The sequence below is a fragment of the Amycolatopsis ponsaeliensis genome, assembly GCF_030182635.1.
Classification (GTDB): domain Bacteria; phylum Actinomycetota; class Actinomycetes; order Mycobacteriales; family Pseudonocardiaceae; genus Amycolatopsis; species Amycolatopsis ponsaeliensis.
In genome coordinates this window covers 23043-34701 of the sequence record NZ_JAPZLD010000074.1, presented here as the reverse complement: position 1 = coordinate 34701, position 11659 = coordinate 23043, and the positions used below count along the sequence as shown (strand labels likewise).

Below are 11659 nucleotides of genomic sequence, written 5' to 3'. Positions count from 1 at the left end.
TCGACCAGCGAGGACATGCTCGTGCGGGTCATCTCAGTTGATCCGTATCTCGCCCTGCATCAGGCCGGGTTGCTGTGAACCAGTGGACTCAACTCACCCTGACACGCAGGGCCGCCGCGCAGGCCGCCGCCGCGGTCCAGGTGTCCGAAGGCGACAAGGCGCACGGCGCCGACACCGCCCGCACCACCTACGGCGTCAGCGGTTCCGGCGTCAAGGTCTGCGTGCTCTCCGACGGCGTCGACTCGCTGGCCAAGTCGCAGACCGCAGGCGAACTGCCCACAGTGGACGTCCTGTCCGGCCAGAAGGGCAGCGGCGACGAGGGCACCGCGATGCTGGAGATCATCCACGACCTCGCGCCCAACGCCGCGCTCGGCTTCGCGACCGCGTTCACCAGCGAGGCCAGCTTCGCCGCGAACATCCGTGCGCTGCGCACCACCGGCCACTGCACGATCATCGTCGACGACGTCGCCTACTTCGACGAGTCGCCGTTCCAGGACACGCAGGTCGCGCAGGCCGTCAACGACGTCACCGCGGCGGGAGTCCTGTACTTCTCCTCGGCCGGCAACTCGGGCAACGCGACCGACGGCACCAGCGGCTACTACGAGGGTGACTTCCGCGCGTCCTCGACGAAGATCAGCGGCATCACCGGCACCCCGCACGACTTCGACCCGAGCAGCACGACGCAGAACTTCGACGCGCTTTCGGCCGGCTCGCTCGGCAAGCCCGTGACGCTGTTCTGGTCCGACCCGTGGGGCAAGTCCGCCAACGACTACGACCTGTTCATCCTGAACTCCTCGGGCAGCGTCGTGGCTTCGAGCGAGAACGGCCAGTCCGGCTCGCAGAACCCGTACGAGATCGCGAGCGTGCCCTCCACCGGCTCCGGCTACAAGGTCGCGGTGGTCAAGTACAGCGGTGCCGACCGGTTCATCGCGCTCAACGTGATCCGCGGCCGGTTCGTGGCTTCGGGTTCGCTGAAGGCGTTCAGCACCAACGGCGTCACGAACGGCCACTCGTCGGCGGCGAACGCGTTCAGCGTGGCGGCGGCCCCGGCCGGCCCGGCGTTCACGCGGCCGCTGGAGACCGGTGACCCGGCCAATCCGGCGGGCCCGTACCCCGGCCTGTTCAGCGCGTCGAGCAAGTGGGAGCGCTTCTCCTCCGACGGCAAGCGTCACCTGTTCTACAACGCGGACGGCACGGCGATCACGCCGGGCAACGTGTCCTCGACCGGCGGCACGACCCGCAGCAAGCCGGACATCACGGCGGCCGACGGCGTGGCGACGTCGGTGGCGGGCTTCCAGCCGTTCTTCGGGACGTCGGCGGCGGCCCCGCACGCGGCGGCGATCGCGGCGCTGTTGCTGTCGGGCAAGCCGACGGCGACCCCGGCCCAGATCCGCAGCGCGCTGGTGTCGTCGGCGATCGACCTGGGCACGCCCGGGTTCGACACGGTGACCGGCAACGGCGTGATCATGGCCGGCCCGGCGCTCGCCGCGCTGGGTGTGGCGGCCAAGTAAGCACCTGCGAAACGGGGGTCCGGCATTGGCCGGGCCCCCGTTTCGTCATTTCCCGGTGAGCAGCAGGTGGAAGCCGAGCCCGCTGTGGGCGAACCGCTCGTGCCCCGACAGTGCCAGCCCCGCCGCGTCCAGGGTCGCTTCGATCTCGGCGAGCGGGCGGATGCGGAAGCCGTTGTCGGTGAGCATCCGGGCGCGGCCCATCAGCTCGGGGTCGCCGATGCCCAGCACGAACCGCCCGCCCGGCGCGAGCACCCGGGCGACCTCGGCGAACGCCGCGGCGAGGTCGTCGACGAAGTAGACCGTGTTCGTCGTGACGATCGCGTCGGCTGAACCGTCGTCGAGGGGCAACGCCGTCATCGACCCCTCGCTCAGGACCAGCCTGCCCGCCGCGATCTCCCGGCGAAAGGTCCCGCGCGCCCGGTCGAGCATCGTCTTCGAGATCTCCACTCCCTGCACGGTGGTGGCTTTCCGCAGCAGCAGGCCGAGGCCCAGGCCGCCGCCGAAGCCGATGTCCAGGGCCCGTTCGGCGCCCGACAGCTCCAGCGCCGCGACGGCTTTCACCACCGCTTCGCGGTTCCTGCGGTTGAGCGCAGAGCCGACGAAGCGGCCGCGCAGGCCGCTAGGGTGGCCGAGTTGCCGGGCGAGACCGGCCTGGAAGCGCTCGCGAAGACCCATGTGGGCAGTGTAGGAGGGGTGATGGCGAAGACGGCGGTGGTGACCGGGGCCGGATCGGGCATCGGACGGGCAGTGGCGCAAGCCCTCCTCGACGACGGCTGGTCCGTCGCCCTCGCGGGACGGCGCTCCGAAGCCCTCACCGAAACCGCCGGCAGCCACGAAGGCGCGCTCGTCGTGCCCACCGACGTCTCCGATGAAGACTCCGTCGCCGCGTTGTTCGCCACTGTCCGCGAGCGGTGGGGGCGGCTCGACCTGCTCGTCAACAACGCCGGGATCGGTGCCGCGGGGACGGTAGCCGATCTGTCCGTCGAGGACTGGAAGCGGACCGTCGACGTCAACCTCACCGGCATGTTCCTCTGCGCCCAGCAAGCCGTGCGGCTGATGAAGGACCAAGACCCGCGCGGCGGCCGGATCGTCAACAACGGCTCCATCTCCGCGCACGCCCCGCGCCCGGCCAGCGTCGCCTACACCGCGACCAAGCACGCGATCACCGGCCTCACCCGGGCGATCTCGCTCGACGGCCGCGCGTGGAACGTCGCCTGCGGGCAGATCGACATCGGCAACGCCGCCACCGAGATGACCGAGCGGATGGCCGCCGGCATTCCCCAGGCCGACGGCCGGATCCTCGCCGAGCCGACGTTCGACGTCCGGCACGTCGCCGACGCCGTGCGGTACATGGCCGGCCTGCCGCTCGACGCCAACGTCCAGTTCCTGACCGTCACGGCGACGACCATGCCGTTCATCGGCCGCGGGTGACCGAGGATTCCTTGAGCCATCCACAGTTCGAAACGTTCTGTTCACAAACTCGTTGCAGAGCAACGGAAGCGAGAGGGGTCCCGAGCCGGATCCGGGTAGCGTGATAGCGTCCGCTCGATGTGGACGGTCGGTGAAAAACCAACAGTTGTCCCCGAACGGGTGACCGACCGAGGGCAAGCACGTCCGGACACCGAAACCGTGCTGTGGCGCCGGCTGGTCGTCGTGCTCGGCGTGCTCTCCGCGGCCTGCGCGATCGCCTACCCCCTGCTGCCGGTGGTGCAGGACACCGCCGAGATCACCTGGCCGGTCGCCGGGGACACCCGCCCGGTGAACGCCCCGCTCACCGGCTACTGGGCGCAGGACCTGCGGGCCGACCTGCCATGCGCGGCGATCCGGGCGCTCGACGTCCGCAAACCGGGCGGTGCGTCCCTGTTCTCCACCGTTCCCGGCGCGCGCACCGCGGATGGTGCCGGGGTGTTCCTGCGGGTCGAGAAGGGGGTGCTGACCGCGTTCAACCGGGGCCGGCAGGTCGCCGACCAGCCACTGCCCGCGACCGGCTGCGACGTCCGGTTCTCCGCCACGGCCACCCGCACCACGCTGACCGTCGCCGGCACTCCGGTCTACGACGCGGGCGGTGACGTGCGCCCGCGCGTCGTCGGGATCTACACCGACCTCGCCTCGGCCACCGATCCGATCGCCGGGCTGCGCGTGTCGATCGTCCCGGACACCCGCTACCAGTCCGCCCCCACCGGCCTCAAGACCGGCGTCGGCCTGGCCGGGGTGCTGGCGCTGATCGGCTGCCTGATCGCCGTGAACCGGCTCGACCGCGGCGGCGCCCGGCGGGCGCCCCGCTGGGCGCCGGTCGGCTGGTGGAAGCTCACCAAACGCGACTTCACGGTCTTCGGGGTGCTCGGGGCCTGGGTGTTCATCGGTCCGGTGACCTCCGACGACGGCTACATCCTGACCATGGCCAGAGTGGCGGAGCAGACCGGCTACCTGACCAACTACCACCGCTGGTTCGGCGTCGCCGAGGCACCGTTCGGCTGGAACGACCACATCTACGAGCTGATGGCGGCGGTCTCCACGGTGCCGACGTGGATCCGGCTGCCGTCGCTGCTCATCGGTGTCCTCTGCTGGATGCTGATCAGCCGCGAGGTCATGCCGCGGCTGGGTACCCAGGTCCGCCAGAGCCCGGCGGCGAGCTGGGCCGCGGCGATGGTGTTCCTCGTCTGGTGGCTGCCGTTCAACGACGGCGTGCGCCCCGAACCGTGGGCCGCGCTGGGTTCGCTGCTCGCGCTGTGCGCGGTCGAACGAGCGCTCGTCACCCGGCGCCTGCTGCCGTTGTGCCTCGGCCTGCTCTCCGCCGCGTTCGCCCTCGCCGCGACACCGACCGCGCTGATCGCCGTGGCGCCCTTCCTGGTCGCCGCGCGCCCGCTGTTCCAGCTGTTGCGGGCCCGGGTGCGGGAAGCCGGCTGGGCCACGGTGCTCGCGCCGATCGCGGCGGCCGGGCTCATCGTGCTCGTGGTCGTGTTCGCCGACCAGACGGTCGCCACGGTGCTGGAGGCGACCCGGCTGCGCGGCGAGGTCGGGCCGAACGAGCCCTGGTACAACGAGTTTTCGCGGTACGAACTGCTGTTCTCCGACGACGCCGACGGGTCGATGACGCGGCGGTTCCCGGTCCTGCTGCTCGTGTTGTGCACCGGCACCTGCCTGGTCGTGCTGCTGCGCCGCGGCCGGATCCAGGGTGCCGCGCTGGGCCCGGCCCGGCGGCTGATCGGTACCACCGCGCTGTTCTTCCTGCTGCTGGCGCTGACCCCGACGAAGTGGACGCACCACTTCGGCGCGTTCGCGGCGGTCGGGTCGGCGATGGCCGCGCTCACCGCGCTCGCCACGAGTTCGGCGGTGCTGCGGTCGAGGCGCAACCGGGCCGCGTTCACGGCCGGGCTGCTGGTGGTGGCCGCGCTCGCGGCGACCGGGCCGAACGCCTACTGGTTCGTGTCGGCCATCGGCGTGCCGTGGTTCGACAAGCCGCCGTCCGTCCACGGCATTCCCCTGTCGACGGTGCTGCTGCTCGCGGCGGCCGTCGCGGCGGTGATCGCGTTCGTGGAGAACGTGCAGGCGCAACGGCCGGGGCTGCTGCCACCGGTCACGCAGGAACGGCGGCTGCGCGCGCTGAAGCTCGGTTCGATGTCGCTCGTCGTGGTCTGCGGCGTGGTCGTGGCGTTCGAGTTCGCCAGCATGGGCAAGGCGATCCAGAAGCAGTGGAACGGCTACAGCCTCGGCGCGGCGAACGTGCGGCAGGTGTTCACCGGCAGCGGCAACCTCTCCGATCACGTGATGGTCGAGAAGGACCCGGCGTCGAGCGCGCTCAAGCCGGTTTCGGCGACGACCGCCGCGGTCGCGAAGCGGCCGGCCACCCCGGGACTGCCGCCTGCCGACCAGGACAACGGCCCCACCTCGGCCGGGTTCCACGCCACGCCGAAGTCCGGCGACGACCCGCTGGACGACCCGCCACACGGGTTCACCACCGGCGCGCTGCCGATGTGGAGCAGCTACGGCTCGGCCGAGCGGACCGGCCGGCTGCGCACCGGCTGGTACCGGCTGCCGGACAGCCGGGCGAACGCGCAGATCGCGGTCTCCGTGGCGGCCAAGGCCGGAAAGGCCGAGGGCGTCCGGCTCGAGTTCGGCACGGACACCCCCGAGGGGGTCAAGGTCGCCAAGTCCGATCAGGTGCTCGCCACGGGCGCGGACCAGGAGCCCGGCGGCGACCCGCCGAGCACGGGCAAGTGGGCCGACGAGCGGGTCCAGATCGGCGACCTGCCGAAGGAGGTCACGCTGGTCCGCGTGGTCGCGAAGGACGACGACGTGACCTCCGACGGCTGGGTGGCGGTGACCGCGCCCCGGTTCCCGACCTTCACCACGCTGACGCAGCGGGTCGGCGACGCACCGGTGTACATGGACTGGCCCGCCGCGTTCGTCTACCCGCGCATGAACCCCGTGGCGTCGCACGACGGGATCTCCGAGGTGCCGGAGTACCGGATCACCGCGGACCCGCTCGCTTCGGAAGCGGGCTGGGCGAACAACGTCCACGGCGGTCCGCTCGGCTGGCTCGAGGAAGTCGCCGACGAGCCCGAGGTGCCGAGCTACCTGCAAGGGGCTCCGGGGCAGTCGTGGGGGCAGCTGATCCACGTCGAGCCGTACGCCGAGGGGGCGGCGCCCCACGTCGAGCACGGTGAGCGGACCGTGTGGGGCTGGTGGTCGCCGGGGCCGGGACCCCAGCAGCCGAACGGGTCCACGGCCACGCGCTAGGGGATCACCCGCGCCTTCCGGAACTCGTCGAAGAGCCGGTAGAACATCTGCTCCGTCTCGACGTAGGTGTGGAATCCCGCTCGGCGCGACTTCGACGTGTCGGCGAACATGTCGTAGTCCCAGCCGAACACGAAGTCGCCGAACGCCCACGAGGTCGATACGTCCTGATAGGACGCTGTCAGGCCGTGTTTCTCAGCGAGCGCGGTCCACAGTGGAGCCTTGTCGGCCATGACGTCCACAAGGGACATTCGCAGCGGCGGCGCGACCTCCAAACCGAAGTACGCCGCCAGTTTCGGCCACAGCTCGCTCCAGCGGAACAGGTCGCCGTTCGCGATGTTGAACGCACCTTCCTGGCCCGTTGCCCAGACCGTCGCGTCGGCCAGGAGGCCCGCGTCCGCCATCTCCAGCAGGCTGTCGTACGCGCCGGGCTTGCCCGGGAACCGCAGTGGCAGGCCGAGCTCCTTCGAAATCGACGCGTACACCGCGATCACCAGGGCCAGGTTCATCGGGTTGCCCAGCGCCGTACCGCCGACCACCGACGGCCGGATCGCCGACCACGTCCACGACCCCGCGCGGCGCTCGAGGAACTGCTGCTGGTCGACGTTGAACTCGGGCGGCATGTGCCCGGCGTCGGTCTCGCGCGCCGGCGTCTTGAACGGGCCGAGGTGCGCGCCGTAGACCTTGTACCCCTGCATCAGGCTGACGTGCTCGAGCGCGGCCGGGTCCACGGCGTCGACGAGGTTCGTCAGCATCGCCAGGTTCGGCGGGACCAGCTCGGCCCAGGTCGGCCGGTCCTGGTAGGCCGCGTAGAAGAGGTGCGTCACGCCGGTCAGGGCCCCGACCTTGGCGCGGGTGTCCGCCGCGTCGAGCAGGTCGACGGCGAGCCCGCCGCGCCGGGAGAGGCCGATGACGTCCCAGCTCCCGTCCGCCCGCAGGTGCTCGACGAGGTTCCGGCCGATGATCCCGTTCGCCCCGGCGACCAGGGCTGTCTTGCGTTCCATGTCTTCCAGGCTGGTCACGCGGTCGCGATAAGTCCAAGGCTTAGTTTTCACGTCCGCGATAAGCTTTCATCATGACGAGTCTCCGGCAGCTCGAATACCTGGTCACGGTGGTCGACACCGGCTCGTTCACGCGCGCGGCCGAGCAGCTCCACGTGACGCAGCCCGCGTTGTCGCACCAGATGCGAGCGCTCGAACAGGGCCTCGGCGGGCCGTTGCTGGAACGGCTGCCCCGCACGGTGCGGCTCACGCCGATGGGCCGGGCGATGCTCCCGCACGCGCGAGCGGCGCTGGCCGACGCCGAACGCGCACGCTGCGCCGCCCGGCTCGCGTCCGGTACGACGGCGGGGGAGCTGCAGGTCGCGACGGTCTACTCGATGAGTCTCGGCGTGCTGCCGCCGGCGTTGCGCGTGTGGCGGCGCGACCGGCCCGGCGTCGACGTCCGGCTGATCGAGTACCGGCACGCCGACGAGCTGCGGGAGGCGATGACGGCGGGCGAGGCCGACGTCGCGCTCGGTCCGCTGCCGCTACCTTGGCCGGGGCCGGTACAAGAGCTCGGCGTCGAGGAGTTCGTGGTCGTGCTGCCCGCCGACGGAGCGTCGGAGGACGACGCGTCCGGTGAGGTCGACCTGGCGACGCTCGCGGACTGCGCGTGGGTGCACTACGCGCCGGGCAACGGACTGGCCGAGCTGGTCGACGCGGCGTGCGCGGCGGCGGGGTTCCGCCCGCGCGCGGCGGTCCGCACCGAGCAGACGGCGGCGGCCCCGATCCTGGCGGCGGCGGGCCTCGGTCCGGCGCTGGTCCCGGCGAACGTGCTCCCGGCCCGCTTCGACGGGCGGGTCCTGCGGCCGAGCGTGCCGATCCGCCGGACGCTGGCGGCCTACACCCGCGCCGCGCCGGACCCGCTGACCACGGCGTTCATCGAGACCCTGGTCGAGCACGCCACGGTTTAGAGGCGGTCGAGCCAGGGGTGCTCGCCGAACGTCGTCCGGAGCGCGTCCGCGAGCCACTGCCGCTGCGAGCCGTCGAGGACCGGCAGTGCGGCGGCGAAGTCCTGCTCGTCCTTCGGCCGGGTGCCGCGAGCCTTGGCGAACAGCTGCACTTCCGTTGCCAGGTAAGGGATCCCGCCCGCCGATACGCCGCCGAGGCCGGCCACCGCGCGGCGCACGGCAGGGTTGCGGCGGGAGACCCACTCGTCGCCGTCGGTCTCGTCGAGCATCACCTGGATCCGCCACGGCGCGGCCGCCGACGGCCGGCACCAGACGTCGTCGACGCCGGGCGGCAGCACCTCGCCGCGCCGCCACAGCCGGAGCGTGCCCGGCGGGTCCGCCGCCCACCACTCCCAGGACGCCAGCGCCTCCTGGACCGCGAGCTGGTCACGCCGCAGGAACAGCACGTCGACGTCGGCGTGGTCGCGGAACGCCCGCCCCACCGCGAGTTCGATCGCATACCCGCCGGCGACCCACCACGGGACCGCGGCCGCCGAGAAGAGCGAGGCCACTTCGGACAGTGGCGCCGGGTCCCAGGTCACGAGACCCCGATTCCCGCCAGCACCGGGCCGGTGAACGGGGTTGTCAGGACGTCGTGCACCCGCGACGACCAGACCGCGTGGCCGTGGCCGGACCACAGCGGGGCCACCGGGAGGTCGCGCAGCAGCTGGTTCTCCGCCAGCCGGTACAGCTCGCCCGCCTCCTCCGGGGTCGCCGCCGCGTCCGCGAGCGCGAGGTTCTGGCGGAACACCTCGTCGGTGTAGCCCGACTCCGACGCCAGCGCCGACAGCAGCTCGTACGGGCTCGCGGTGGCCAGCGAAACGTCCAGTGTGGAGGGTCCGTCGGCAGCGCCTGGCGAAGCCTGGGCCGTCACCGAAACGTCCAGGGACTTGTGCAGGCCGACCACCAAGGCCCGGGTCCAAGCCTCGGTCGAAGGTCCGAAGTAGACGGTCGCGCCACCGGGAAAGGCCGCCTGCTGCAGCAGGGCCTTGCCGGCCGCCGCGTCGAAGCTGCACGGGCGGCACGTGCCCGACCGCTCGCCGGGTGCGTCCGCCGGGGGCAGCAGCGCCTTCGCCGGGTCGACCTGGTGGGCCAGCGGGCCGGCTTCGAGAGCCGCGCGGTCGATGCCGAGGGCGAAACCGTGGCGGACCGTCGCGTCGGCGAACCGCGGGTTCGCCACCGGGAACGCCAAGTAGCCGGCGCGCGGCAACGCCCACGTCGCGTGGTGGTCCTCGCCGAAATCGCCGTGCATGGCGTCGTGCTTCTCGCCGGGGACCTCGGTGGCCAGGTCGAGCGTGCCCGCCTTGACCGCGTCGTACTGGGCGGCCGGATCCCCGACGCGCAGCTCGATCTCCTCAGCCTGCCCGGAACCGACGCGCTTCAGCGTGCCGCCCGAGCCGGGCCGCCACGCGCCGTCGAGCCGGTACGGGCCGTTCCCGACCGGTGCCGCGGCGAAGCCCTTCCAATCGCGGGAGGCGAGCACCGACGCGGGCAGCGGCACCAGGCCCGGTGCCGAGAGCAAGGCCGGCACCTGGCCGGACGGGCGATCCAGGACCAGGGTGATCGTGTCCGGAGTGGACGCCCGGATTTCGCGGGCGCGCACCAGCTTCGTCAACACCGGCGCGGCGGCCCACCGTGAAGCCGCGATCGCCTGCCAAGTGTCCACATAAGACTGAGCGGTGACCGGGGTGCCGTCGTGGAACGTCGCCGGCCGCAGCTTGACCGTCCAGTGCACCCGGTCGGTGCTTTCGATCGACTCGGCCGCGCGCGGCGTGAGCTTCCCGGTCGCGGCGTCGTAGTCGGCGAGCGGGGTCCACAGCGCGCCGGTCACCAGCCGGCCCGCCTGGTCGGTGACGTCGGCCGGCAGCAGCGTCGCGGGCTCGCGGATGCCCGCGGACAGGACGCCGGGACGGGCCGGGCCGGGATCGGAACAGCCCGTGACCGCGAGGGCCACGACGGTGAGCAGGACGAGCAAGCGCATGGGCCAGTCCTACCAGTCAGACGCCAACCAAAGGCGCTTGTGTCCGGTTGATCTCCGTCGTACCGTTCCCCGGGATCACGCGTTCTGGGAGGTTTCGTGCGCACCTGGCTCCGGTCGTGCTTCGCCGCCGTCACCGTCAGCGCCACGCTGGTCGCGACCGGGCTCCCGGCCGCCGCCTGCGGCGAAGACGACAAACCCGCTGCTCCGGCCGCCCGCACCCTCGGCGATCCGGGGGCGATCAAGAACGTCAAGGCCGTCGGCAACGTGCCCGACGCCGCCGGCGCCATCTCGGTCAACTTCCTCGACTACCGCCGCCGCGACGTCATGGTCGTGTCCGGTGAGTTCGGGCTGAAGGTCTACGACCTGACCAAGAACCCGGCCGCGCCGAAGCTGGTCGGGCAAGTCAGCCTGCCGGGGCTGTGGGAGACCGAGGACACCGAGGTCGACCAGGACCGCAAGCTGGTGTTCCTCTCCCGCGACCCGCGTGCGTACGGCGGCACCACGCAGACCGGCGAGTCCGGCATCTACGTCGTCGACGTCGCGAAGCCCGAAGCGCCGAAGATCATCAGCTACGTGAAGTCGCCCGCCGGGCACACCACCAGCTGCGTCGACGGGTGCCGCTACCTGTGGACCGGCGGCCCGTCGAAGGCCGCCGACCAGCCGGCCGAATGGGGCGGGCGGCCGATCTGGGTCACCGACATCCGCGACCCGCGGCACCCGAAGGTCGACCCGCAGCCGATCGAGCTGGCCCGCAACGACGGCAAGACCGACTACGTCCACGACGTCCAGGTCGACGAAGACGGCGTGGCCTGGGTGTCCGGGCGCGGCGGCGTGCGCGGCTACTGGACGAACGGGATCCACCGCGACCCGCTGACGAACAAGGTCCGCCGCGCGACCGCGCACGAGCCGATCCCGTACGCCGGCGGCGGCATCGCCGAGACGGCGGCGCCCTCGCGGTTCATGCACAACAGCTTCCACCCGGCCGGCCACCGCATCGGCGACGGCGCCTGGCGCGGCCAGGACCTGATCTACGCGACGGAGGAGAACTTCGTCGACGGCTGCGCGGGCGACGGCGTCCTGACGATTTCGTCGCTGAAGGGCTCCTACCACGGCGAAGGCTGGCGTTCGACGCCTTCGCAGCCCTTCCGGCTGGAGAGCGTCGGCACATGGGGCGTCAACGGCCAGGAGGGCAGCGACCCGGCATCGGACGACTGTTCCGCGCACTACTTCGACGTCCGCGGCAAGGTGCTGGTGCAGTCGTTCTACGCGCAGGGCACGCGTTTCCTCGACGTGAGCGATCCGACGAACCCGCGCCAGATCGCGTACTACCGCCCGGGCGACGCGAGCGCGTGGGCGCCGTACTGGCACGGCAAGTACGTGTACGTGGCCGACAACGCCCGCGGCATCGACATCCTGCAGCTGACCAAGTAGGCCGCATGC

Annotated in this window: 8 protein-coding genes and 1 pseudogene; 5 read left to right on the top strand and 4 right to left on the bottom strand. The window is 71.9% G+C overall.

The annotated features are described in order from the left end of the window. Positions 1-116: 116 nt before the first annotated feature. Positions 117-1511, top strand: a pseudogene (locus QQ657_RS52650) (S8 family serine peptidase); the annotation flags it as partial. Positions 1512-1556: 45 nt separating this feature from the next. On the opposite strand, the gene QQ657_RS52645 reads toward QQ657_RS52650, so the two are convergent. Beyond that, positions 1557-2186, bottom strand: a complete 630-nt coding sequence (locus QQ657_RS52645; RefSeq protein ID WP_284750022.1) for a class I SAM-dependent methyltransferase — start codon at positions 2184-2186, stop codon at positions 1557-1559. A 21-nt stretch (positions 2187-2207) separates the two neighbouring features. On the opposite strand from QQ657_RS52645, the gene QQ657_RS52640 reads away from it, so the two are divergent. After that, positions 2208-2942, top strand: a complete 735-nt coding sequence (locus tag QQ657_RS52640) for an SDR family oxidoreductase (RefSeq protein ID WP_284750021.1) — start codon at positions 2208-2210, stop codon at positions 2940-2942. 117 nt (positions 2943-3059) lie between these two features. After that, the gene (locus QQ657_RS52635) at positions 3060-6251 is read left to right on the top strand and encodes an arabinosyltransferase domain-containing protein (protein ID WP_434056868.1); all 3192 of its coding nucleotides are present in this window, start codon (positions 3060-3062) and stop codon (positions 6249-6251) included. Here the strand turns inward: QQ657_RS52635 and QQ657_RS52630 are convergent. Beyond that, positions 6248-7252: an SDR family oxidoreductase gene (locus tag QQ657_RS52630; protein WP_284750020.1), complete on the bottom strand. Its 1005-nt coding sequence runs from the start codon at positions 7250-7252 to the stop codon at positions 6248-6250. The two genes, QQ657_RS52635 and QQ657_RS52630, sit on opposite strands and share 4 nt — an antisense overlap. Before the next feature lie 71 nt (positions 7253-7323). On the opposite strand from QQ657_RS52630, the gene QQ657_RS52625 reads away from it, so the two are divergent. Then, the gene (locus tag QQ657_RS52625) at positions 7324-8202 is read left to right on the top strand and encodes a LysR family transcriptional regulator (protein WP_284750019.1); all 879 of its coding nucleotides are present in this window, start codon (positions 7324-7326) and stop codon (positions 8200-8202) included. Here QQ657_RS52625 and QQ657_RS52620 read toward each other — a convergent pair. Beyond that, positions 8199-8780, bottom strand: a complete 582-nt coding sequence (locus tag QQ657_RS52620; RefSeq protein WP_284750018.1) for a nucleotidyltransferase domain-containing protein — start codon at positions 8778-8780, stop codon at positions 8199-8201. The genes QQ657_RS52625 and QQ657_RS52620 overlap by 4 nt on opposite strands. Then, entirely contained in the window at positions 8777-10219 is a 1443-nt protein-coding gene (locus QQ657_RS52615; protein ID WP_284750017.1) for a peptide ABC transporter substrate-binding protein, read from the bottom strand. Before QQ657_RS52615 ends, QQ657_RS52620 begins: the two co-directional genes overlap by 4 nt. Before the next feature lie 96 nt (positions 10220-10315). Here QQ657_RS52615 and QQ657_RS52610 point away from each other — a divergent pair, with 96 nt between their 5' ends. Beyond that, positions 10316-11650 carry an LVIVD repeat-containing protein gene (locus QQ657_RS52610; protein ID WP_284750016.1) on the top strand — a complete coding sequence of 445 codons (1335 nt, stop codon included), beginning with the start codon at positions 10316-10318 and terminating at the stop codon, positions 11648-11650. The last annotated feature ends 9 nt before the right edge of the window (positions 11651-11659 follow it).